We start from the raw sequence: 22,806 nt of genomic DNA, 5'->3' as shown, positions 1-22,806 counted from the left end.
CCGACGCGGATCACCGCCCGCGATTCCGGCGCGTCGTCACCCTACCGCGCTTCCGCGATAACTGACAGCATACCGTATTTCGCAATTGTGAACCGGGACGGCGCGCCCTGCAACGGACTGGCCCGCGAACGGCTGCTGGTGGGCCCGGCAGGACTCGAACCTGCAACCAGACCGTTATGAGCGGCCGGCTCTAACCATTGAGCTACAGGCCCCTGCAGCGCGGGGACGGCGTTAGCATGGGCTGCACGTCGCTTAAAGCTTGCGTTCATGTGGGAATTGCGAGGGTCTGGCGTCCGACCCTGGACTGGAGATGTCGATGAAGACCCTGATGCGAGCCGCCGCCCTTGGCCTGGCCATGACCACGACTGTTGCGATGTCGGCGGCGATGGCCCAGCCGACGCCCCCGGCGGCCGAGACGATGTTCAAGGCCACCACCTTCAACCTGTCGGCCACGGGTGAAACCCGTGTCGCGCCCAACATGGCCAGTATCAGCCTGGGCGTCATGACGGAGGGCAAGACGGCCGCCGAGGCGCTGGCCGCCAACGCGACACGAATGACCGCTGTGATGGCGACTCTGAAAAGCGCCGGGTTCGCCGAGAAGGACATCCAGACCTCGAACCTGAGCGTCAATCCGCAGTACCGTTACGTGGAAAACCAAGCGCCGGTTCTGATCGGCTATCAGGTGTCGAACCAGGTGACGGTCGTCGTGCGCGACCTCAAGAAACTGGGCGCAGCCGTCGACGCCACCGTCAATGCCGGAGCCAATCAGGTAAACGGAATCAGTTTCGGCCTGTCGGACCCGTCAGCCGCCGAGAACGTAGCGCGGGAGGCCGCGGTGCGGGCGCTGACGGCAAAGGCCGAGCTCTACGCCCGAGCCACCGGCTATCGGCTTCTGCGTCTCGTCACGCTCAGCGAAGGCGGCGGCTATGCGCCCCAGCCGCCGATGCCAATGGTGGCCATGGCGATGCGCAGTGAAGCCAAGGGTGCGTCGCCCGTGTCGGCGGGCGAACTCAGCGTCCGCGTCGACATCACGGCTGTCTACGAGTTGACGCGGTAAGCGTCAGGTCACCGGCCACAGGTCCGGCAGCCGCGCCGCCAGCCATCTGACCAGCGCGGCGTTGACCTCGGCGGGCTTTTCCTGGGCCATCCAGTGGCCGGACGCGACGGTGGCCTCGGTTAGGTCCGCGCAGTGGGCCCGCATCGGATCGGCCAGTCGGCTGTCCAGCGTGGCGCACACATGGTCATAGGCCGCGTGAATGAAGAGCGCCGGCATGGGCAGGTGCGCGCGAGCGGCGGCCTCGTCGGCGTAGGCCATGTTGGCCAGGCCGTTCATGTACCAGCTGTCGGGGCCGAAGAAGCCGTTGCGGGTCAGGCCCTCGACGTAGCGGTTCTCGTCCTCAAGGGTGAGCACACTCTCGTCGCGCGGCACATCCGGGGCCGGGGCGCCGGGCCCGAACCAGCCGCCTCTGGCGCGTGTGTAGGCCGTGGCCGCAGGCTGACCCTGACCGTCGGGCGATCCCGCGCGGAACAGCAACTTCACCGTGGCGCGGACATCGGCCTCGAAGCTCGCGCAGGCGGCAGCGAAGCTCTCCCGGTAGAACAGCATGTAGTCCCACTGGGCCGCCGGGAACGCCGCCTCGGGATAGATCGTGCGGTCGGCCAGCGGGACGAGGGTCTCCGGCGCCATTCCGCCGGGCATGTAGGGCACGCACAGCGCCGCCACCCCGTGGCATCGCTCCGGATGTTGCTGGGCCAGCGACCAGACCACCGGCGCGCCCCAGTCATGACCGACCCAGATCGCCTTGTCGGCGCCCAGGCTGTCGAGCAGTTCGATCATGTCGGTGACGATGTGTTCCTGTGCATAGTCCTCGTACCGGTCGTACACGCTGGATCGGCCATAGCCGCGCATGTCCGGCGCGATGGCGCGAAAGCCCAGACCGCCAAACACCGGCAACTGATGGCGCCACGAAATCGAAAGCTCCGGCCAACCGTGGACGAAGATGACCGGAGTTCCCGCCTCGGGGCCGCATGCAAGGTAGAAAGTCGCGTGGCGCGCGCTCTTGATCACGCGCTCTTCGACAGAGTGGCTCATGGGATCTCCCGGGTCGACGGCATCGTGTTCAGGGCTGAGGGCTGACCTTCGCACGGCGGAAAGCCCCGGCCAGGCGGTCAGCCATCATCCGACCGGGGAAGGCGCGTTCGCCCTCCATCATGGCGGCATAGACGAGATCGGTGCCCGCGATGGGGCCGGATGCCCAGCCCACCCCACGCCCGGGCGCCACGGCGCTGTCGCAGCTCAGAGTGCGGGGCTGGCGGTCCCGGGCCGTGGCTTCCAGAAGCTTGCCGACCTTGGTGGCGCCCGGTCCATCGCAGTCAGGAAGTTCGCGGTCGCACGCGGTGGCGGTGTTGTAGCGATAGAGAACCCGGCTCGAGCCGGCCCCGGCGATCAAAACGCAGGTTGTCGGATCGCCGATCGCCCTTGAAACGGCGGCGTCCAGGTCCTCGCGGTTCACCCCGGGGGGCGCATCCGGCGCACAGGCGGCAAGGGCAAGGAGGCTGGCGGCAAGCAGGACGGTGACCGACGCGCGCATGGGGGAATACCTTCACGGGTTCGCCCATTGTCCTAGCGCACATTGGCGAACTTGTCGTCGCCAGGCGGGAGCCGCCTCAGTCGGCATGCTCGCGAAGGAAGGTGGCCATCTCGTTCAGCACCGGCGCACCGCCTCGCAGGGGTCTCGACAGAGCCAGGATGATCTCCACGTGGTCGACGCCGGCGTAGTGGCGTTCCTCGACAACCGCACCGGCATCGCGATAGAGCTGGGCCAGGGCTTTTGTGTTCTTGGGCCACACCGTCCTGTCCCTGTCGCCGGTGGCCAGGAAGGCCGGCGGGCTGGTGCGGGTCACGTAATTCAGCGGCTGCGTACCGGTGAGATCGGCAGCCTGTCCGAAGGTGTTTCGAGTGGTCCTGTCGTTCAGCGGCAGGAAGTCATAGGGCCCTGCCAGCCCCGCCACAGCCTTTACCGACGTCGGGTCGACGCCGGCCGCCCTCAGATATCGCGCATCCAGACCCAGCATCACGGCATTGTAGGCGCCCGCCGAATGACCCAGCAGGACGATACGCTTCGGGTCGCCACCCAGCCTTGCGGCGTTGTCCACCGCCCACCGGACCGCTTGCGCGCCGTCATTCAGGAAGTCGGGATACCTGACCTCCGGATAGATCCGATAGTCGGCCACAACGGTGACAAACCCGCGCGAGGCCATGGCGCGCCCGACCCAGTTGTAGTCCTGGCGGCGACCTGACTCCCACGATCCTCCATAGAAGAACACCGCGATCGGCGCGGCGCCCCGGGCGGCGCGGGGGACATAGACATCCACCGTCTGCCGCGGATTTTCGCCATAGGCCTCGCCACGCGATACGCGCGTCGCAGGATCCTTGGGTGACAGGGTGGCGAACAGGCCAAGCGGCGTACAGGCCGTCGTCAGCGCCGCGGCGGCGGCGACCAGCGTCAATCGCAAGGGGATACTCGGATCAATCATGGAGCCTCGTTACGGTCCAGTCGACGACCGGACAATGACAATCGGACCCAATAACTACGAAGCGCGGGACGCGTAAGACGCAAGGCGCCCTTGCGGACACTTGACGCCGACCCGCCGGCCCGGCGCTATGGGCGTCGTCAGACCCGAAGGAGAGGTTCCATGGACGCAGCTCAGCCGAAAGAATTCAATGCGGCGGCTCTGGCGCAGGTGGCACCCGCGCTTCAGGGGATCATCGATCAGGGTGCGCTCTCCGGGGCCGTGACCCTGGTCTGGCGCAAGGGGGAGGTTATCCAGACCCATGCGCTGGGTCATCGCGACATCGAAGGCGGTCAACCCATGACCCGCGACACCCTGTTCCGCATTGCCTCCATGACCAAGCCGGTGACCTCCATCGCCGTGATGATGCTGATCGAGGAGGGCAAGCTGAAGCTGGACGACCCGGTCAGCCGTTGGCTGCCGGAACTGGCGAACATGCAGGTGCTGAAGGATCCGACGGGACCGGTGGACGCTACGGTCCCGGCTGCACGCGAGATCACGGTCGAGGACTTGCTGACCCACCGCTCGGGCCTCGCCTATGGCTTCACCTCGATGGGTCCGATCGCCTATGCGCATGAAGAGAAGCTGGGCAACGCCCTGGCCAACCCGCACTCGCCGGACGCCTGGCTGAAGGCGCTGGGCGAACTGCCGCTCACCTACCAGCCTGGCGAGCGCTTCCACTACAGCCACGCCACAGACGTGCTTGGCTTCCTGGTGGCGCGGATCGAGGGTAAAACCATTGGCGAGGTGCTGCAGGCGCGGATCTTCGGACCGCTCGGCATGGCCGACACTTCGTTCTGGGTTCCGCCGGAAAAACGCGAGCGGATGGCCAAGCTGTACCAGGCGCCCCCGGAAGGCGCGCTCAAGGACGTCTCCTTCCCGCACACCCCGACCCCGCCTGCCTTCGAGGGCGGCGGCGGCGGACTTGTCTCGACAGCAGACGACTATCTGAGATTTGCACGGATGATGCTGGGCCGGGGCGAGGTCGACGGTGTGCGGCTGGTGAAGCCCGAGACCCTCGAGCTGATGGCCGCCAACCGGCTGACCGACGAACAGCGCGGCCATGGCTTCATGGGCATGCCATTCTGGCTGAGTCAGGGTTTCGGCCTGGGCCTGTCGATGATCCTGGACGCGGAAAAGCACCAGTGGATGGGGGCCGGCGCCGAGGGCGCCTATGGCTGGCCAGGCGCCTTTGGCACCTGGTGGCAGGCCGACCCGGCCAACGACATGATCCTGATCTTCCTGATCCAGGACTCCATGCCGCTGGGGCCCGAGGCTGTCACCGCCATGCAGGGCCAACGCCCCACCGGGCGTATCGGCGGACCGATGTTCCAGAAAATCGTCTACGCCGCCCTGGGTTAGCCGCCGGCGCCAATTGTTCACCATATCTCTGCGCACCACCTTAACCAGCCGGAGCGCAAGGTCGGCCCCATGGACCCGATCGCCACTGCTCGCTACGGCCTGATGGCTGCCTCAAACCGCTTTGAGACGGCGGCGACCCGTATCGTCAGTGCGCCGAGTGACCCCGGGGTCGACCTCGGGACCGAGTTCGTTGAGGTGATCCAGGCGAAGCATGCCTTCTCCGCGAACCTCTCGGTGATCCGCTATGCTCAGGACATGTGGGACTCGCTGCTGGCCATACAGTCGCGCTGAACGGATCGCAGGCTGAAACGAAAAAGGGGAGCCTCGCGGCTCCCCTTTCCGTAACAGCTGTCCGGATCGGACTATTTCTTTTCGGTGGGATCTGCGCCGTCCGTAGGCGCGCCGGTTCCTGACGAGCCCATGAACAGCTTCTTGCCATCGGGGAATGTCACGTCGCGACCGTTGGCCTTGCAGGCCGGTCTGCAGAGCTTGTCCTTGGACTGATAGCCCCGGACGATGATTTCCGTACCGGGCTTCAGCGAGTTGCGGTCAATTCCCGAGCGCAGAAGCGTATTGGGCGTGCCGCCCTCAACCATCCAGGCCGTGGTCGCGCCGTTCGGGCCGACGGCGGCGATGTGCACCCAGGCGTGCGGATTGATCCACTCCACGCGGGTCACCTTGCCGCGCAGCAACACCGGAGACTTGCCGTCAAACTCGGCGGCAAATGCGTGGTGAGCCAAGGCGGCACCACCGGCGGCAGCGACGGCGAGCGCGGCGCCGATGGCTCCGGCGACTATCAGGTTCTTCGTATTCATGGTGCGCCTCCAACGCGGGATGCAGATCAGGTTGCTTGAATCCCCGGACGTCGGGGATGGCTTGAGGGCTACTTCAGCGGCACCTTGCGCAGGTCACCGTACATCAGTTCCTCGACAAACTCGACGCACTTGAACTGGTTGAGGCGTGCGTCCTCCCCCACCCGCTTGTAGAGATTGAAGCTCATCTTCCAGGGCCGGGTAAAGGTGTTGGGGTCAGTGATTGTCGCTTCATAGCGCACCAGACCGGGGCCGGTCGGTGTCCAGCGCTCCACCACAGTCATCTGATCCGAGTGGTGATTGCCGGCGCGATCAAACCAGGTGCGATCGTTCATGCCGCTGACCGTGACGACGAGGGTGTCGCCGTCCCATTTGGCGACCGACTGGCCCATCCAGCTATCGACTGGCGCCGGGCCGGGATCCTTGAACAGCACATTGCGCACGGCACCGGCATATTCGTAGGCGATGATCATCGATTTCTCAGACTGGAAGATCTGGAAAGGCAGATGCATGTAGTTGGCGCGCGGCACGCCCGGCAGATAGCACTTCACTTCCGGGTCGAGGTTCAGATAGTCGGCGCGATTGGCGTCGCGGGTAGCCTTGGCCTCGGGCGTGTAGGGGATCTCGCCGCCTTCGACGATGCCGAGGCCGGCCGGCACAGCGCCCACAGCGCCCAGAGCCACGACCGCCTTGGCCGGCACCGGCACAAACGGACCGGGGCGCAGTTGCAGGGCGGCGCGCGCGGCATGGGGCTCGATATCCCAGCCGGCGGTGTTCATCGCCTGCCAGACACCGTTCAGATCGGGATGCTTGCCATCGGGGCCCCGGGGCGCCTTGTAAGCCGCCGCCGCCTTGGGCTTCGGCTGGGCCATCGCAGGGCCAGACGCAAGGAGGCCGACCACAGCCAGCGCCGCTACGATCCTGATCATAATCTCGTTCCCCCGTTGGCGTCGGCCATGACTCGACCGCACCTGTTTGGACCCAACCTAAACAACGTTCCCGCATAGCGCCAGACAGCTCGTCATTTTGCGAAACGTCCCGGCTGGTTTAAGCCGCCGCACATGACATTGCGACCGCTCTTCGCCACGCCGATCTATACGGCCACCCTTAGTACAGACCGAAGCTTCGAAAATTTCAACGCCGAGATTTTGCAGGCCTGCGAGGGACTGGCTGAAGAAGATGTGGCCGGGCGACGTTGGTGCCGCGAACACGGCTACGGTGGCTATACCTCCTACGCGTCGCTGGATGACCTGCCCCGGCGGATGAGCGTGTTCGGTGATCTCAAGTCCCGTCTGGATCGTCACGTGCGCGCGTTTTCCGAAGCGCTGGACTTCGATCTGGGCGCCGGCAAGCTGCGACTCGACAGCCTGTGGGTGAACATCCTCAAGCCCGGTGCGGCCCACTCGGGCCATGTCCACCCGCATAGCGTGATTTCCGGAACCTACTACGTGGCCACGCCGCCAGGGGCCAGCGCCCTGAAGCTGGAGGATCCAAGGCTGCCGCTAATGATGGCCGCCCCGCCGCGGCGGACCGATGCGCCGGAATCCGCGCAGAGTTTCGTCTACCTCCAGCCCGAGGCGGGCACGTTATACCTCTGGGAAAGCTGGCTGCGCCACGAGGTGCCGGCCAACCGCGCAAAGACGCCCCGGGTCAGCGTAAGCTTCAACTACGGCTGGCGGTGACGCCTACTCCGTCGCCACCAGTGCAGGCCGCGCGAACTTGCCGCCGAAGAAGTCGCCCTTCTTCCAGACCGGACGCGCATCGCCGTCGGCGATCTCGCGGGCGATGTCATAGTTCAGAGTCGCAAACCGGGCCCCGGCCACATAGTCGATAGGCAGGGCCAGATCATCGCAGGGCTTGTGGTAGCACGAAGCCAGGAAGCCCTTGAACTGGGCTTCGCCAGGACCCTGAAAGCCTGTCATCAGGAATATCGACGGCACACCGGCTTCCACGAAACGGAAGTGGTCCGAGCGCGTGAAGAAGCCCTCCTCCGGCAGCGGATCCGGCGACACACCCACTCCGGATTTCGCCGCAGCGCGCGCCACGGCCGCGCCCAGGGTCGAGCGATCTGCACCGAAGGCGATGACATCGGTGAAGGCGTAGGTCAGAATCGGCATGTCCAGGTTCACGTTGGCCGCAATCGAGGCGGCCGGGACCGTGGGATTGCGTGTAAAGTACTCGGCGCCCAGCAGGCCCTTTTCCTCGCCCGTCACCGCCAGGAACATCACTGAACGGCGAGGCGTCTTGCCGCTCTCCTTGAAGGCCCGGGCTACTTCAAGGGTGGTGGCGATACCGGCGGCGTTGTCCAGCGCGCCATTGTTGATCGTGTCACCGTTCACCGGCGAGGATATGCCGATGTGATCCAGATGGGCGGACAGCACCACCACCTCGGCCTTCAGCGCAGGATCGGAGCCCTCGATCATGGCCGCGACATTGGCGCTCTCGATGGACTTGGTCTCGGTGCGCACCGTGACATCCAGCGACCCCGGCAACTCAAGGCGTGGTGTCTCGCCCTGCGGCTTTTCCGCCGCCTCGATCACCTTGGCCCAGGGAACCTTCGCACCCACAAACAGCTTCTCTGCGCCCTGCAGGCTCAGGGAACCCAAGGAAGGGGTATCCGGTGCGGTATCGTGAGGCGCACCGTCCGGCATGCGCCAGTTCATGGCCCACTGCTGCCAGGATCGCTTGCCCTCGGCGAAGGGTCGGCGCTTCTCGTCGGTGGGGGTGTAGAGGGTGATCATGCCTACAGCGCCGCGCCTGGCCGCCTGCTCACGCTTGGTGCGGCCGTTGGCATAGTAGGCGCGTTCTTCGGTCTGGAAGCCGGATGGCGCGCCGGCCAACACCACCACGATCTTGCCCTTGACGTTCAGGCCCTTGTAGTCGTCGCGCTTGCGCTCGGGCGCCACCACGCCGAAGCCCACGAAGACCATCGACGCCGTGACCTTGCGTTCCGCAGGCCCGAACGGACGGGCCACCATATAGTCATCACCGAAGACCAGCGGCGTTTCGGTTCCGTCCCGGGCCTTCAGTACGTAGCGCCCCTCATCGCGCGCCCGAACCGCCACCAGCGGCACCGGCTGGAAGTAGGTCCCATTCGTTCCGGCGGGCTTCAGGCCCAGTTGCGCAAACTGGGAGGCCACATAGTTGGCGGCGATGTCGTAGCCCGGCGTGCCGGTATCACGGCCCTCCAGCAGGTCACTGGCCAGGAAGGTGATATGGGCCTTGATGCTGGCGGCTGAAGTCTCGGCCGCAGTCGAAACCTGGGCAGCAGCCACGCAGGCGACAGCCAGCGTGGCCAGCGAAACCGACATCGGCAGCAACTTGCGAAGAAACATGACAACCCCGTGACAGACGTCAGGCGCTTCTAGAATCCCCAGCCGTCAACTGTCGAGGAAACTCCGCAGCTTGCGCGACCGCGACGGGTGCTTCAGCTTGCGCAGGGCCTTCGCCTCGATCTGCCGGATGCGTTCGCGGGTTACGCTGAACTGCTGGCCAACCTCTTCCAGGGTGTGGTCGGTGTTCATGCCGATGCCGAAGCGCATGCGCAGAACGCGCTCTTCCCGCGGCGTCAGCGAGGCCAGCACGCGCGTGGTGGTTTCACGCAGGTTGGACTGGATGGCCGCATCGATCGGCAGGATCGCGTTCTTGTCCTCGATGAAGTCGCCCAGGTGGCTGTCTTCCTCGTCGCCGATAGGGGTCTCTAGGCTGATCGGCTCCTTGGCGATCTTCAGGACCTTGCGGACCTTCTCCAGTGGCATGGCCAGCTTTTCGGCCAGTTCTTCCGGCGTGGGCTCGCGGCCGATCTCGTGCAGCATCTGGCGCGAGGTGCGGACGATCTTGTTGATCGTCTCGATCATGTGCACCGGGATGCGGATGGTGCGGGCCTGGTCGGCGATCGAGCGGGTGATCGCCTGCCGGATCCACCAGGTGGCGTAGGTGGAGAACTTGTAGCCGCGGCGGTACTCGAACTTGTCCACCGCCTTCATCAGGCCGATGTTGCCTTCCTGGATCAGGTCCAGGAACTGCAGGCCGCGGTTGGTGTATTTCTTGGCGATGGAGATCACCAGGCGCAGGTTGGCCTCGACCATTTCCTTCTTGGCCTGACGGGCCTCGCGCTCGCCCTTCTGGACGGTCTGGACGATGCGGCGGTAGTCGTCGATGGGCACGCCGGTTTCGGTGGCCAGGGCCGCCACTTCCGAGCGGATGTCGCCGATCTGGCCGGCGTCGTTCTCGGCGAACTTGGTCCAGCGCACGCCCAGCAGCTTGACCTGATCGGTCCAGTCCGGGGTCATTTCCTGGCCGAAGTAGGCCTTCAGGAATTCGGCGCGGCTGATCCCGTAACTGTCGGCCAGTCGCAGCAAGCGACCTTCCAGCACCATCAGGCGCTTGTTGATCGCGTACAGCTGCTCGACCAGCGCCTCGATGCGGTTGTTGTTCAGCTTCAGCGTCTTCAGGTGCTGAACGATGGCGGCGGCGGAGGCCTGATAGGCCTTCAGATCCTTGTCGCCGAGCTGTTCGCCACGCAGGCGCGCGCCCACCAGCTTTTCCTGCAAAAGACGGAAGCTCTCGAATTCGACGGCGATGGCGTCCAGGGTCACCATCACGCCTTCGCGCAACTCCGCTTCCATCGCGCTGATCGTGGGACCGGCGCCGTCATCGAAGTCGTCGTCGTCGTCGCTGTCGGCCTTGGCGATGACCTCGCCGTCCTCGTTGAGTTCGGGGGCCTCCTCGACGACTTCGGCCGGCGGCGGCGCATTGGCGGCCAGTTCCTCGGCGGCGGCGGCGGTCATGCCGCCATAGGTCTGCTCAAGGTCGATCACCTCACGCAGCAGGATCCGGCCGCCTTCCAGTTCCTCGCGCCACACCATGATGGCCTCGAAGGTGAGCGCGCTTTCGCACAGGCCCCGGATCATGGTGTCGCGGCCGGCCTCGATGCGCTTGGCGATGGCGATCTCGCCCTCGCGCGACAGCAACTCCACCGAGCCCATCTCGCGCAGATACATGCGCACGGGGTCGTCAGTACGATCGTAGGCGGCTTCCTTGGTGGTCTCGACCACGGCGGTGTCTTCGCGAACCGTGACTTCGGTAGCCTCGGCGTCGTCTTCGGACTCCACGACGTTGACGCCCATCTCGCTGAGCATCGCCAGCGTGTCCTCGATCTGCTCGGAGGTCACTTCCTCGGAGGGCAGCACCTTGTTGAGCTCGTCCATCGTGACGTAGCCGCGGGTCTTGGCCGCCTTGATGAACTTCTTGACGGCCGCATCGGTCAGGTCGAGCAACGGTCCATCGTTGCTGGTGGTTTCGCTGGCGGTCGCATTGGCTGCGGTGGTGGTGTCGCCTTCGGCCATCGTGATCATCCAATTCTTCGAAGTCGGCGCCCATCCCGCGAGGGGGGGGCCGAGCGTTGTTCAGGGGCCACAGAACCGGGACAGTCGTCCGTTTCCATCACCAATTTCGTTCGGGTACGTGAACCTCAGGAGCCAGACCGCGCCGGCAGGACAGACCCCGCCACGAACCCTCCGGCAGAGGCACACGCTCCCGCCAGTTCGCGGCGCCTCCATCCCCGGCCTCGAAAAGAGGCGCGGCGGCGTGACCCCCGGGACTTCCACCGGTCGAGGGAGACATCATCATCCACGCAGGGGGCGCGCTCGGAAACCGCAGCGGCCCATCGATGTCTGTCAGACGCGAGCTAAATCCAGTAGGCGGCAGATGGCGTGCCGGGGGCGCTGTGTCAAGATGATGACGCGGCGCAGGGCGTCAGGTCGCAGGGCGCGGAGGGGGTCGCACATGATCAAGGCGCGGGACAAGGGGGGCGGGTAGACCGGTAGGAGGAAGGGTAGCAAGCGTGTTACGGTGATGGTGTGAGCCCCCAGGCCCGGGTCATCGTTTGGGGGTTAAGTAAAGTGGCGCCGTAAATCCCTAACGCTCCCCGTTGTACGCAAGATCTTCAGATTTCTATCAGCAAATCAATCTGAGACGAAAAGATGATATTTGATTGTTTTGAATTTAACATAGTCAGAAGATTCGCAGGTCATTTTCATGACGATTATGATTTAACAGACGAAACATTCATTGATACATATGAATTGTTCAATGCACTAACCGATGACACACAGAAATGTGCGTTGCATGAAGCACTGAGGAAGCTAGTTTTAAGCTGTCATGACAATGAGGAATTCGTTTCAAGAATTGCTGAGCTGGGAGGCCCGGGTTTGGGTTCATCCAAAAACTCATTTGAATTAGCAAAACAGGCGATTGCCAGTGGAGTCCCGGGGACATCGCGCAATTGAGGTAGGTTCTCGCGGAGAGATACGCTGACATTCCCGCGGGTAGCGGGACGGTTCTGCGACCTGTGTCCTTTGACCGCGAACCGACGCGAAGGGACGCGAACAGGTCATGTTCACCCCCTCGCCACAGGCGCCCGAGGGCCGGCGCCTCGATTGGAGGTAAAGTAACGCGTCACCGTAACCGACCGTAACCAAAGGCCACTGACCCCATCCACGCTGAACACGCTCTTCGACGCAGAGGCAAACCCATGGCTACCCCCGAGGTAATTGCGAACTGCGACGTGCCGGGAGCCTATAGGTAGGTCGCCCTCGGTCTTGGATGCGCTCACCTCGCCAGTCCGTGACCTGAGTGCAAAAGATGCCGCTGACCGGGCACGGCGCAATCGAGGAGACAACCATGCGCGCGAAGATCGCCTACATCATCATGCTGGCGTTTCTGTTCAGTCATGAGGTGGATGCAGCGCTCCGGCATGAGTGGCGCGTGCTGCCGCTCACCAGTTTTCTGCCCGATGATATCGGTCGGCAGGTATTCATCTGGGCTCACGTGCCCCTGTTCGCCGCCATCCTGTTGTTCAACGACAGGACCGGGCTCAGGTTTGGCCTGGCGATATTCTCGCTCGTTCATTTCGGATTGCACTGGGGCTTCCGGAATCATCCCGCCTACGAATTCAATAACCTGAGCTCCTGGCTGATCATTGGCGGAGCCGGCCTGTTCGGAGGTCTTTACCTGGCTCTGGTGAGGCGACGTCCGTCAGGGGGCCAAATCGGACCGCAGGTCTTCTGATGGCAGCCCGATGCCAATCAGCCGAGACGTCGTCGCCCGCATAAGCCAGCGCCTGACCCTGCCCAATCCCCGACGGCTCGCCGACATGGAAGTCCGTACCGGCCGGAAGCTGGCCCCAAGGCCGCGTGGGCCGGCGCCGCGTTTGGGGGTTAAGTAAAGTGTCACCGAAACCGGAAACTCCCGGCTTGCGGTGTCCACAATATGCCTTATCCTGTGGACACCGTCCGACAGGAGACCGCGCCGTGCCCAAGGCCATGACCCTCAACGTGCGCGTCACTGGCCGGCTCGGGGATTTCGTGGCGGCCAATGTCGCGGAAGACGGCGTCTACGAGAATGTCAGCGAATATGTCCGCGACCTGATCCGGCGCGACATGGAACGCGCCGAGGGCGACGCCTTCCATAGGCTGAAGGCCGAACTGCAAATGGCCTTTTCCCTCGCTGACGACAGCTTTCAACCCCTGGACGCCGAAACCGTGATCGCCCGGGGACGGGCCCGCGCCGCACGGTGAGCGGGTTCCGGGTCCAGACCGCCGCGATCGAGCGGATCGACGAGATCTACCGCTACACCGAAAGCACCTGGGGGGCGGATCAGGCAGCGCGTTACATTCGCGGCCTGTTCGCCCGCTTCGAGGCGATCGCCGCCCGTCATGTCGTCTGGCGCGCGATCCCGGCCGAGTTCGGGGTGGTGGGCTTCGTGTGCCGGTATGAGCAGCACCTGATCTACTGGAAAGTTCTCGGCGACGGAGATGTTGGCATCGTCACGGTGCTCCACGAACGGATGCACCAGATCGAGAGGTTCCGGCAGGACTTCGAGGGTTGAAGCCAGGTTGCGGTGGGGGTTAATGCAACTGCCCTCGTAGATTCACCTCAGTGCGCCAGCGGACTTTCCGCCACGTTCTCGTTCGCCCAGTCGCTGTTGAGCAGGCGTCGGAGCTGATCGCGTTCGCCCTTGAGGGTCATGAGGGTGGCGGAGTCCTGGTCGCGGGCGAGGTCCTGGGCGGCGCCTTCCACCGCGCGTTCCAGGCTTTCCAGTTGCATCAGCAGGTCAAAGGCCTGGCGCCAGAGGTCGCGGGCGCGCTCGCCGGTCTCGGTGAGGAAGGGGGCGCTCAGGCCCGCGCGTTGGGCGTCGCGTTCGAGGCGGGTGAAGTCCTCGGGGACAAAGCCGCGCGTATGCAGATGGCGAACGGCGGCGTCAGCCTCCAGGCCATCAGCCTCGTAGCGCAGGCTGACCAGTTCCTGGGCCAGGCGATCCAGCTGTTCGTCGCCAAAGCCGTGGGAGCCCACCCGTTCGATAGACGCGTCGATGATCCCGGGGTCGCGCACGGCGGCCATGGCCAGGGCGGCGGCCAGCGGCCGGGGCGCGCGGCGCAGGCGATCGTAGGCGTCCTTGACCTCGGCGGTGGCGCCGATCGCGGCCGCGTTGTTCTTGCGGCGCTTGTCCCAGCCTGCGCGGGACATTTCGCGCGCCGCAGCGCCCACGGTGTAGACCGGCTGTCGGGTGGGCCACAGCGCCTCGTAGCGGGCCAGCAGGTCCTCTCGATAGGCGGCGGCCAGATCTCCGTCGGCGATGGTGGCGGCCACCTTGCGCAGCTTGACCTTGAGCGCGGTCTTGCGCTCGGGCGTGTCCAGCGGGTCGTCGCCGCGATGGAAGTTGAACAGGGCCTCGGCGAAGGGGGTGGTGCTGGCCAGCTGGGCCTTCAGCGCCAGGGCCCCCTGCTCGCGCAGCACCTCGTCGGGATCCTTGCCGCCCTCGATGAACACGAATTTGAAGGTGCGCCCCGGCTTCAGCAGCGGCAGGGCGCGTTCCAGCAGCCGGTTGGCGGCGGCCTTTCCCGCGCGGTCGCCGTCGAGGCAGACGGTGGGCTCAGGGTGATGGCGCCACAGCACCTCCATCTGCTCCTCGCCCAGCGCGGTGCCCATGGCGGCGACGCCCGCGATCCCGGCCCGCTGGCAGGCGATGACGTCCATATAGCCCTCGACCACCACCAGCGGCGCGTCCTCGCCGGTGGGCGCGGCGGCCAGGATCTTGCGCGCCTCGGACAGGCCATAGAGCTGGTGGCCCTTGTGGAAGACGGCGGTCTCCGGGCCGTTCAGATATTTGGCGCGGGCCTGTGGGTCCATGGCCCGGCCGCCGAAGGAGACCACCCGGCCCCGCGCATCGAGGATGGGAAAGATGATCCGGTCGCGGAACCGGTCATAGGGCGCGCCGCCATCCTCCGGCGCGATCAGCAGGCCGGTCTCCACCAGCTCGGCCGGACGCGCGCCCTTGGTGACCAAATAGTCCTTCAGCGCTGTGCGACCGGACGGCGAGAAGCCCAGCCGAAAGCGCGCCCACTCCGTTTCCGGCAGGCCGCGTTTCTCCAGATAGGCGCGGGCCTCGCGGGCCGGCGGGCGTTTCAGCTCGCCCTCGAACCATTTGGCGGCCAGTTCCAGCCACTCGGCCAGGCCCTGTCGCACCTTTTCCTGCTCGGCGCCGCGCGGATCGACGGCGGGCAGCGGCACGCCGGCCTCCGCCGCCAGCCGCTCGACCGCCTCGGCGAAACTCAGCCGCTCGTTTTCCTGCAGGAAGGTGATCAGGTCGCCGGTCTTGCCCGACGAGAAGTCGAAGAACTGGCCCTTCTCGTCGTTCACATAGAACGAGGGGGTCTTTTCCTTGTTGAACGGCGACAGGCCCACATATTCGCGGCCCTGCTTGCGCAGCTTCACGGTACGACCGATCACGTCGGACGGGCGCAGCCGCGACTTGATCTCTTCCAGGAACCGTTCGTCGAACCGACCGACCATGGGCGAACCGCTATCACCTCTGACCCGGAGGATTCCGAGAGCCCCTGTGGATTGATCTACGCCACCTGTGGATTGATTCTACGTCAGATGCGGACGTTGGCCTTCGCCAGCGGCAACGTGCGTCAGCTTGTCCGGGTTTCGCACGACGTAGATGGCCGCGATGCGCCCGTCCTCCCCGGGTTCGAAGGCGTAGGTGGACGGGCCGTCGTCCAGACGCATCAGCAGGCCGGGGTAGCCGTTGATGCGTACGGCCTCGACGCTTTCCAACACGGGAACACCCTGCCGCCAGCGTAGGCCCTCCAGCAGGCCTATGATATCGTCGCGACCCACCATCACCCGCAGCGCGGCCTTTCGCTTGCCGCCGCCGTCAGTGACCATGATGGCGTCCTCGCACAGCAAGCTGGCCAGAAGACCGGTATCGGCTGTCGCCGCGGCCGCCATGAAGGCCTGGGCCAGGCGGGTCACCCGCGCCTGGTCCACGGCAAAGCGGGGCCGGGCGATCTGCACATGCTCCCGCGCCCGGCCCGCCAGCTGGCGCACAGCGGCTTCCGAGCGGTCCAGCGCCCGGGCGACAGCGGCATAGTCCTCGTCGAACACGTCGTGCAGCAGGAACACCGCCCGCTCCAGCGGTGACAGTCGTTCCAGCGCCAGCAGGAAACCGATGGAAACCTCCTCGGCGCGTTCGAGCGGATCATCGGTCAGAGGCTCGATCAGGGGTTCCGGCAGCCATGGGCCACGATAGGCCTCGCGCTCGGCCCTGGCGGCGCGCAGGCGGTCGATGCAGAGCCGGGTCGTGGCGCGAACCAGCCAGGCGGCGGGATCCGACACCCCTGCCCCGGCCCGATCCCAGCGCAACCAGGCGTCCTGCACCGTGTCCTCGGCCGCGCTCACCGAGCCCAGCATCCGATAGGCCAGCCGCTTCAGTCGCGGGCGATTGGCCTCGAAGGCGTCAAGAAGGGCGGCATCCATGCCGGGACCCTACGCCGCGATCGCGCGCGGGGCGACGTCCTCGCCGGCCACCACCACCTTCGAACAGGTCCTGCCGTAGCCCAGAGCGTACTTCAGCGTCGGATACATCCGCGCCGTCATCAGCGAGAGGCTGATCGCCACCAGAGCCTTTTCGCCCCAGCGGCGGACGATCTCGTCGCGCAGCGGATCACACGCCTCCATGTCACGGGCCAGGCTGGCGCGGGCGAAACGCCAGGCCAGGGCGGCGGTCTCCCCCATGTCCGCCTCGTCGCCCGCCAGGATGGCGCGGATGATGGCGGGCGCGACGCCGTTGGCCGCAGCGATGTCGGCGACGATCTGGGTGCAGGGCCCGCAATCCTCGGCCAGGGTTCCGACAATGCCGGCGGCGGCCAGGGCGGCGCCGGGCGCGGCCCGGGTGTCCGGCGCGCGCGTGCCCACCATGAACTTGATCAGGCTGGCCGGACTGACCACCAGCACGTGACGCATGTAGCTGGCGTCGTACCGCCAGGTCCGCTCGAAACCGTCGAGCCAGCGGGAGAGGATGGCTCTCAACATCTCAGACCTCCTTTGGATTGCGCAGCAGGATCAGGGTCAGCGGGATGGCTGCGAACAGATAGACGCCGACGAAGTCGCGCTGGATGTCCGCCAGGGGGCTTGCGCCGCAGCTGGCGTCATAGACATGGACCAGGGCGTGGAGGGTCAGCCAGGTCGCGCCGATCACCATGGCCGGCCAACCCTGAACCGGTCGCCAGGCAAACCAGCCCAGGCCCAGCGCACAGGCCAGATAGGCCGCGCCGATGTCCCTTACGAAATGGCCGTTAAAGGGGCCGGTCAGGGGCACGCCCGGCACAGCGTCGTACCAGGCCTGCGAGGCGAAGAGCATCGCGAGGCCATTAGAAGCCAGCAGCAGTGCCGTCAGACCGGCAAGGTATCGATCCCAGTTCCGCATGCACCCGCTCCATCCTTTTGAGCCAAGGACGCGCGGGATCGTCGGTTTGTGACATCAGCTCAGTGAACGCACCCATCCCGGCAGGTCGGAGATGGTCGCGAGTTCCACAAACCGGTCATGGCCGGCCGGCGTCTCGGCCATCTCGTGAGCCCAGGTGATGGGATAGGGGACGTGGGCGCCCCAGCTGCCCGCCTCCAGAGCCGGCAGGATGTCGGACCGGAGCGAGTTGCCGCACATCACCGCCTCGGCCGCGCCCGTTCCGTGACGTTCGAAAACGCGCACATAGGTCGAGGCGTCCTTCTCGCTGACGATCTCCACGGCGGCGAACAGGTCGCCCAGGCCCGACGCGGCCAGCTTCTGCTCCTGGTGCAGCAGGTCGCCCTTGGTGATCAGCACCAGACGATAGTGTTCCGAGAGCTCCGCCAGCGCGTTTTCCACCCCCGGCAGCGGCTCGACCGGCTCCTGAAGCATCTCGCGCCCCGCCGCCAGGATATCGGCGATGAGGCGGCCCGGCGGGTTGTGATCCGTCAGCTCCATGGCGGTTTCGATCATCGAGAGCGTGAAGCCCTTGACCCCATAACCATAGAGCCGAAGGTTGCGGGCCTCGACCTCGGCCAGGCGGGCGTTGAGCAGATCCGGCGGGGCGAACCCGGACATCATTTCGCGCAGGCGATCCTGCGTCAGACGGAAGATCGTCTCATTGTGCCAGAGCGTGTCGTCGGCATCGAGGCCGACCGTGGTAATGCGCATGGCCGGTTGAATAGGCCGCCCGGATGAGTCTGCGCAATCGTCAGCCGGTGCGGGCAACATCTGGCGGAAATCTCAGCTTTCCCTCGTTTACTGCCAACTACTCGCCGAACCCCTCCCCGAGATCGGACACCGGCTCGAGACGCAACAGGCGGCTATCAGCCACGCCTGCGGTCCTGTGGGCGACCAGCACCTGATACTCAGGATCGCGCACCATGGAGATGAAGGCCTCCGAGCTCGGGTATTCGGCGATGAAGGCGATGTCCCAGGCCTCGGAGCCGGGTCCGGTGACCATCACCTGCGGCTTGCCCGCCCAGACCTGCCGGCCGCCCAACCGCTTGAAGATGTGCGCAGTGGTGCGGCCGTAGGCGCGGTAGGCGTCCAGACCCGTGAGGTCCTTGCCGTGGTCCGGATGCCCCTGCGGATAATCGGCCCTGGGCTTGAGCTTTACCAGATTGAGCATCTGGATCGGCTGGTCGCGCGGCAGCGACTTGAAGACTTCCCACGCATCGCGGCCCGGATCGATGTACATGTTGTTCCCTCGCCTTCTGCGGACAGATTAGCCGGATTGACCCCACCTCCGCGAGTCACTACCAACGCCGCCGTTTGCCCACCTTGAAGGAACACCACCATGAGCCGTGATCTGCTACCTGGCGTCACCGGCGTTCTGGTGCTGGCCGATGGAACCGTCCTGCAGGGGCATGGCGTCGGCGCCACAGGCGAGGCGTTGGGCGAGGTCTGCTTCAACACCGCCATGACCGGCTATCAGGAGATTCTCACCGACCCCTCCTACATGGCCCAGATCGTGGCCTTTACCTTCCCGCACATCGGCAATGTGGGGACAAATGTGGATGACCTGGAGCAGATGTCCGGCGCGGCCGAAACGGCGGCCCGGGGCGCGATCTTCCGCGACATGCCCACGCCGCCGGCCAACTGGCGTTCAGATTGCGACCTGCCGACCTGGATGGCGCGGCGCGGGGTGGTGGGTCTGGCCGGGGTGGACACGCGCGCGCTGACCCGGGCGATCCGTGAGAACGGCATGCCCCACGGTGTGATCGCCCACAGTCCCGACGGCGTATTCGATCTGGAGGCGCTGCTGGCGAAGGCCAAAGCCTGGTCAGGCCTGGAAGGGCTGGATCTGGCGAAAGAGGCTACCTGCCTGCAGGCGTTCACCTACGACGAGGGCCTGTGGTCCTGGCCGGAGGGCTACGCGCACCCGGCCACGCCGAAGTATGATGTGGTGGTCGTCGACTACGGCGTGAAGCGCAACATCCTGCGATCGCTGGTGTCAGTGGGCGCACGGGTCACCGTGGTGCCGGCCAGCACCACCGCCGAGGAGATTCTGGCGCGCAAGCCGGACGGCGTCCTGCTCTCCAACGGCCCCGGAGACCCCGCCGCGACGGGCGTCCATTCGGTGCCCGAGATCCGCAAGCTTGTGGCCAGTGGCACGCCGGTTTTCGGCATCTGCCTGGGCCATCAGATGCTGGCGCTGGCGCTGGGCGCCACGACCGTGAAGATGGACCAGGGCCACCATGGCGCCAACCATCCGGTCAAGGACCTGACCACCGGCAAGGTGGAAATCGTCTCGATGAATCACGGCTTCACAGTGGATCGCGACAGCCTGCCGAGCGGCGTCGAGGAAACCCATGTCTCGCTGTTCGACGGCACCAACGCGGGCCTGGCGCTCAAGGGCAAGCCGGTCTTCAGCGTCCAGCATCACCCCGAAGCCTCACCGGGACCGACAGACAGCCTCTACATCTTTGACCGGTTTGCCGAGTTGATGGACGCGGGGAAGTCGTTCGGAACGACCGCAAGGTCTTGAACCGCGAACCCACGCGAACGCGCCTCATGCAGCCCGCCCCGCGAACGGGTAGGGTCACCCGCGTGGAAAAGCCGGGCAGAGTTGTGGGTCTGCCCCTATAGCCTGGATAGTTCGCCCAGGCCGATGATGGGACCGCTCGGGCCGTTGGGATCCTTCGAGCCGCCTTCCGGTTCGATGGAGACGGCCAGCTTGGCGCCGGCGGACATCCTGGCCATCACGTCCAGAGGCAGCGCGATGACCTTGGCCTTGCCGGGCTCGATCAGGCCCAGCGACCTGGGCTTGTCCTGGCCGGCGATCAGCCAGAGCTGATTGACCTTGTCGCGGTCGGCGCCGGGCGGCAGCAGCGAGGTGATGATCAGCGCCTTGCGGTCCGGATCATAGGCCGCCACGAAAAGCGGCTGCGGCTGGCCGCTGGTGGCGGTCAGGCTGGCGTTGAGCAGTTGGCCGGGCGCCGAAGCAGGCGCCTCGACGGTCACCGGTGGCTGGGTGACCTGCACCACCACGCCGGCCAGGCTGGCGGCGGCCAGAGCGAATCCACCCACGGCGGCGTTCCGCCAGAACCGCAGTTTGTTCATGACCGCGCCATTGTCATTGGCGGGCAGCATGGCCTCGATCCGTGTCCAGACGCCTTGCGGCGCAGTGACCGATTCGATGCTGTCGAGCATGGGAGCGAGGCGCTGGCGCCAGGCGTCCACGTCAGCGGCGAAGGCCGGGTCGCGGGCCATGCGCATCTCGGCCTCGGCGCGTTCACGCGCATCCAGCACGCCCAGCGCGTGCTCGGCCGCAAAGGCCTCGGCTTCGGGAAGATCGGGCGCTTCACTCATGACTGGAGGCATCCCTTGAGTTTCGCCAGTCCCCGACGAATCCAACTCTTCACTGTGCCCACAGGCGTATCCATGCTGCGGGCCAGAGCCTCATACGTCACGCCCTCGAAGAAGGCGGTCCGGATCACTTTCTCGGTGCGGTCGTCCAGCTGGGACAGGCACCCGTGCAGTTTGTTGCGGTCGTCCGCAGCGAACAGCAACGTCTCGGCGCTGTCGGCGCCATCGGGGATCTCCATACCCTCGATGGATCCGGCGTACGCCAGCGGCCCGCGCGCCCGCAACCGGTCAATCGCGCGATTGCGGGCGATCGTGGACAGCCACGTCATCACACTCGCCCGGGAGGAATCAAACCGGTCGGCCCGTCGCCAGATTGTGACGTAAACGTCCTGCAAAACGTCCTCGCTCTCCTCGCGGTCCGAGAGGATACGGAGGCAGACGCCAAAAAGCTTCGCAGAGGTGGCCTGGTATAGTTGTCGCAGGGCCTCGCGCTCACCCGACGCGATGCGCGCCATGAGCTGTGAGAGCATATCCGAGGTCGTCGCACCGGCGGCCAAAGGGGACCCCAACTCTAGAATTTGTCATCACAGACGGGTGAACAACGAAGCTGCCCGTCCCGGAGCCAGGACGCAAGCCTTGCGATAACCGGGGTCTGCGCGTGAGGGCGCTTGCGCCCGCGGGGCTCCCTCTCTAAACCGCCCGCTTAACCTGCAGATTGACCGGATCGGCGCCCCTCAGCGTGCGCCGGTTCATGCGCGCGAGACGTGATGCCCAAACGCACAGACATATCCTCGATCCTGATCATCGGCGCCGGCCCCATCGTGATCGGCCAGGCCTGCGAGTTCGACTACTCCGGCGTTCAGGCCTGCAAGGCGCTGCGCGCCGAGGGCTACAGGATCATCCTGGTGAACTCGAACCCGGCGACGATCATGACCGATCCCGACGTCGCCGACGCCACCTATATCGAGCCGATCACACCGGAGATGGTCGAGAAGATCATCGCCAAGGAACGCCCCGACGCCCTACTTCCCACGATGGGTGGACAGACGGCGCTGAACACGGCGCTGGCGCTGGAAGCCTCCGGCGCCCTGGCGAAGTACGGTGTCGAGATGATCGGGGCCAAGGCCGACGTGATCGACAAGGCCGAGGACCGCCAGAAATTCCGCGACGCCATGGATCATCTGGGTCTGGAAAGCCCCAAGTCCAAGGCGGCCCATTCCATGGAAGAGGCGCTGGAGGGGCTGGAATTCGTGGGGCTGCCGGCGATCATCCGCCCGTCGTTCACACTCGCCGGCACCGGCGGCGGCATCGCCTACAATCTGGAAGAGTTCCGCGAGATCGTGGAGCGTGGTCTGGATATCTCGCCAACCACCGAGGTGCTCATCGAGGAGAGCGTGCTCGGCTGGAAGGAGTACGAGATGGAGGTGGTCCGCGACAAGGCCGACAACTGCATCATCGTCTGCTCCATCGAGAACATCGACCCGATGGGCGTGCACACCGGCGATTCGATCACTGTGGCGCCGGCCCTGACGCTGACGGACAAGGAATACCAGTGGATGCGCCGCGCCTCGATCGCGGTGCTGCGCGAGATCGGCGTCGAGACCGGCGGCTCCAACGTGCAGTTCGCGGTCAATCCCGCGGACGGTCGCATGGTGGTGATCGAGATGAACCCGCGGGTGTCGCGGTCCTCGGCCCTGGCGTCCAAGGCCACCGGTTTCCCGATCGCCAAGGTCGCCGCAAGGCTGGCCGTGGGCTACACGCTCGATGAGCTGATGAACGACATCACCGGCGCCACGCCGGCCTCGTTCGAGCCCAGCATCGACTATGTGGTCACCAAGATCCCCCGCTTCGCCTTCGAGAAGTATCCGGGCGCCGAGGCCTATCTGACCACCTCCA

The 22,806-nt window shown here is 65.6% G+C and carries 24 protein-coding genes and 1 tRNA gene; 9 read left to right on the top strand and 16 right to left on the bottom strand.

Features of this window, described 5'->3' with window-relative positions:
- Positions 1 to 136 precede the first annotated feature (136 nt).
- Positions 137 to 212 (bottom strand) — tRNA-Ile (locus ACIQ42_RS01990).
- 104 nt (positions 213 to 316) lie between these two features.
- On the opposite strand from ACIQ42_RS01990, the gene ACIQ42_RS01985 reads away from it, so the two are divergent.
- On the top strand, positions 317 to 1,057 hold the full coding sequence (locus ACIQ42_RS01985) for an SIMPL domain-containing protein (RefSeq protein ID WP_397420549.1): 741 nt from the start codon (positions 317 to 319) through the stop codon (positions 1,055 to 1,057).
- A gap of 3 nt (positions 1,058 to 1,060) precedes the next feature.
- On the opposite strand, the gene ACIQ42_RS01980 is transcribed toward ACIQ42_RS01985, so the two are convergent.
- The 3 genes from ACIQ42_RS01980 to ACIQ42_RS01970 all read right to left on the bottom strand — a co-directional run bounded on the left by ACIQ42_RS01980 (position 1,061) and on the right by ACIQ42_RS01970 (position 3,537).
- The gene (locus tag ACIQ42_RS01980; RefSeq protein ID WP_397420548.1) at positions 1,061 to 2,092 is read right to left on the bottom strand and encodes an alpha/beta fold hydrolase; all 1,032 of its coding nucleotides are present in this window, start codon (positions 2,090 to 2,092) and stop codon (positions 1,061 to 1,063) included.
- Between the two features lie 28 nt (positions 2,093 to 2,120).
- Positions 2,121 to 2,591, bottom strand: a complete 471-nt coding sequence (locus ACIQ42_RS01975; RefSeq protein ID WP_397420547.1) for a hypothetical protein — start codon at positions 2,589 to 2,591, stop codon at positions 2,121 to 2,123.
- Between the two features lie 76 nt (positions 2,592 to 2,667).
- Complete coding sequence (locus ACIQ42_RS01970) at positions 2,668 to 3,537, bottom strand: alpha/beta hydrolase (RefSeq protein ID WP_397420546.1); 870 nt, start codon at positions 3,535 to 3,537, stop codon at positions 2,668 to 2,670.
- 159 nt (positions 3,538 to 3,696) lie between these two features.
- Between ACIQ42_RS01970 and ACIQ42_RS01965 the strand changes: the two genes are divergently transcribed.
- Both ACIQ42_RS01965 and ACIQ42_RS01960 read left to right on the top strand, forming a co-directional pair.
- Positions 3,697 to 4,935 carry a serine hydrolase domain-containing protein gene (locus tag ACIQ42_RS01965; protein ID WP_397420545.1) on the top strand — a complete coding sequence of 413 codons (1,239 nt, stop codon included), beginning with the start codon at positions 3,697 to 3,699 and terminating at the stop codon, positions 4,933 to 4,935.
- Between the two features lie 69 nt (positions 4,936 to 5,004).
- Complete coding sequence (locus tag ACIQ42_RS01960) at positions 5,005 to 5,226, top strand: flagellar basal body rod C-terminal domain-containing protein (RefSeq protein WP_397420544.1); 222 nt, start codon at positions 5,005 to 5,007, stop codon at positions 5,224 to 5,226.
- A 71-nt stretch (positions 5,227 to 5,297) separates the two neighbouring features.
- Here ACIQ42_RS01960 and ACIQ42_RS01955 read toward each other — a convergent pair whose 3' ends face one another.
- Positions 5,298 to 5,750 (bottom strand): DUF6152 family protein, encoded by a 453-nt coding sequence (locus tag ACIQ42_RS01955; protein WP_397420543.1) that lies wholly within the window; start codon positions 5,748 to 5,750, stop codon positions 5,298 to 5,300.
- A gap of 68 nt (positions 5,751 to 5,818) precedes the next feature.
- Positions 5,819 to 6,676, bottom strand: coding sequence for a hypothetical protein (locus tag ACIQ42_RS01950; protein ID WP_397420542.1), 858 nt, complete (start codon positions 6,674 to 6,676; stop codon positions 5,819 to 5,821).
- Positions 6,677 to 6,808: 132 nt separating this feature from the next.
- On the opposite strand from ACIQ42_RS01950, the gene ACIQ42_RS01945 reads away from it, so the two are divergent.
- The gene (locus ACIQ42_RS01945; protein WP_397420541.1) at positions 6,809 to 7,429 is read left to right on the top strand and encodes a TIGR02466 family protein; all 621 of its coding nucleotides are present in this window, start codon (positions 6,809 to 6,811) and stop codon (positions 7,427 to 7,429) included.
- A 3-nt stretch (positions 7,430 to 7,432) separates the two neighbouring features.
- On the opposite strand, the gene ACIQ42_RS01940 is transcribed toward ACIQ42_RS01945, so the two are convergent.
- Positions 7,433 to 9,082: a M28 family metallopeptidase gene (locus tag ACIQ42_RS01940; protein WP_397420540.1), complete on the bottom strand. Its 1,650-nt coding sequence runs from the start codon at positions 9,080 to 9,082 to the stop codon at positions 7,433 to 7,435.
- 45 nt (positions 9,083 to 9,127) lie between these two features.
- Positions 9,128 to 11,095 carry an RNA polymerase sigma factor RpoD gene (rpoD, locus tag ACIQ42_RS01935; protein WP_397420557.1) on the bottom strand — a complete coding sequence of 656 codons (1,968 nt, stop codon included), beginning with the start codon at positions 11,093 to 11,095 and terminating at the stop codon, positions 9,128 to 9,130.
- A 1,336-nt stretch (positions 11,096 to 12,431) separates the two neighbouring features.
- Between rpoD and ACIQ42_RS01930 the strand changes: the two genes are divergently transcribed.
- From ACIQ42_RS01930 to ACIQ42_RS01920, 3 genes are all read left to right on the top strand, one after another.
- Complete coding sequence (locus ACIQ42_RS01930; RefSeq protein ID WP_397420539.1) at positions 12,432 to 12,818, top strand: DUF6713 family protein; 387 nt, start codon at positions 12,432 to 12,434, stop codon at positions 12,816 to 12,818.
- A gap of 242 nt (positions 12,819 to 13,060) precedes the next feature.
- Positions 13,061 to 13,327, top strand: coding sequence for a type II toxin-antitoxin system ParD family antitoxin (locus ACIQ42_RS01925; RefSeq protein ID WP_397420538.1), 267 nt, complete (start codon positions 13,061 to 13,063; stop codon positions 13,325 to 13,327).
- Positions 13,324 to 13,638 (top strand): type II toxin-antitoxin system RelE/ParE family toxin, encoded by a 315-nt coding sequence (locus tag ACIQ42_RS01920; RefSeq protein WP_397401788.1) that lies wholly within the window; start codon positions 13,324 to 13,326, stop codon positions 13,636 to 13,638. Before ACIQ42_RS01925 ends, ACIQ42_RS01920 begins: the two co-directional genes overlap by 4 nt.
- A gap of 47 nt (positions 13,639 to 13,685) precedes the next feature.
- On the opposite strand, the gene dnaG is transcribed toward ACIQ42_RS01920, so the two are convergent.
- The 6 genes from dnaG to ACIQ42_RS01890 form a co-directional block, all read right to left on the bottom strand.
- Complete coding sequence (gene dnaG, locus ACIQ42_RS01915) at positions 13,686 to 15,602, bottom strand: DNA primase (protein ID WP_397420537.1); 1,917 nt, start codon at positions 15,600 to 15,602, stop codon at positions 13,686 to 13,688.
- A 78-nt stretch (positions 15,603 to 15,680) separates the two neighbouring features.
- Complete coding sequence (sigJ, locus tag ACIQ42_RS01910) at positions 15,681 to 16,571, bottom strand: RNA polymerase sigma factor SigJ (protein WP_397420536.1); 891 nt, start codon at positions 16,569 to 16,571, stop codon at positions 15,681 to 15,683.
- Positions 16,572 to 16,580: 9 nt separating this feature from the next.
- The gene (locus tag ACIQ42_RS01905) at positions 16,581 to 17,126 is read right to left on the bottom strand and encodes a hypothetical protein (RefSeq protein ID WP_397420535.1); all 546 of its coding nucleotides are present in this window, start codon (positions 17,124 to 17,126) and stop codon (positions 16,581 to 16,583) included.
- A 1-nt stretch (position 17,127) separates the two neighbouring features.
- Positions 17,128 to 17,520: a hypothetical protein gene (locus tag ACIQ42_RS01900; protein ID WP_397420534.1), complete on the bottom strand. Its 393-nt coding sequence runs from the start codon at positions 17,518 to 17,520 to the stop codon at positions 17,128 to 17,130.
- Positions 17,521 to 17,574: 54 nt separating this feature from the next.
- Positions 17,575 to 18,270, bottom strand: a complete 696-nt coding sequence (locus tag ACIQ42_RS01895) for an HAD family hydrolase (protein WP_397420533.1) — start codon at positions 18,268 to 18,270, stop codon at positions 17,575 to 17,577.
- Between the two features lie 97 nt (positions 18,271 to 18,367).
- Positions 18,368 to 18,799 (bottom strand): DUF1330 domain-containing protein, encoded by a 432-nt coding sequence (locus tag ACIQ42_RS01890; protein ID WP_397420532.1) that lies wholly within the window; start codon positions 18,797 to 18,799, stop codon positions 18,368 to 18,370.
- Positions 18,800 to 18,898: 99 nt separating this feature from the next.
- Between ACIQ42_RS01890 and carA the strand changes: the two genes are divergently transcribed.
- The gene (gene carA, locus ACIQ42_RS01885) at positions 18,899 to 20,089 is read left to right on the top strand and encodes a glutamine-hydrolyzing carbamoyl-phosphate synthase small subunit (RefSeq protein WP_397420531.1); all 1,191 of its coding nucleotides are present in this window, start codon (positions 18,899 to 18,901) and stop codon (positions 20,087 to 20,089) included.
- Between the two features lie 95 nt (positions 20,090 to 20,184).
- Here the strand turns inward: carA and ACIQ42_RS01880 are convergent, their stop codons facing one another.
- Both ACIQ42_RS01880 and ACIQ42_RS01875 read right to left on the bottom strand, forming a co-directional pair.
- Positions 20,185 to 20,913, bottom strand: a complete 729-nt coding sequence (locus tag ACIQ42_RS01880; RefSeq protein WP_397420530.1) for an anti-sigma factor domain-containing protein — start codon at positions 20,911 to 20,913, stop codon at positions 20,185 to 20,187.
- Entirely contained in the window at positions 20,910 to 21,425 is a 516-nt protein-coding gene (locus tag ACIQ42_RS01875) for a sigma-70 family RNA polymerase sigma factor (RefSeq protein ID WP_397420529.1), read from the bottom strand. Before ACIQ42_RS01875 ends, ACIQ42_RS01880 begins: the two co-directional genes overlap by 4 nt.
- Before the next feature lie 252 nt (positions 21,426 to 21,677).
- Between ACIQ42_RS01875 and carB the strand changes: the two genes are divergently transcribed.
- A partial coding sequence (gene carB / locus ACIQ42_RS01870; protein ID WP_397420528.1) for a carbamoyl-phosphate synthase large subunit occupies positions 21,678 to 22,806 on the top strand: 1,129 nt, incomplete at its 3' end.

Source organism: Phenylobacterium sp. (assembly GCF_044372605.1).
GTDB lineage: Bacteria > Pseudomonadota > Alphaproteobacteria > Caulobacterales > Caulobacteraceae > Phenylobacterium.
Note: the sequence above shows the minus strand (reverse complement) of the source record. Positions and strands in the feature narration are given on the sequence as shown.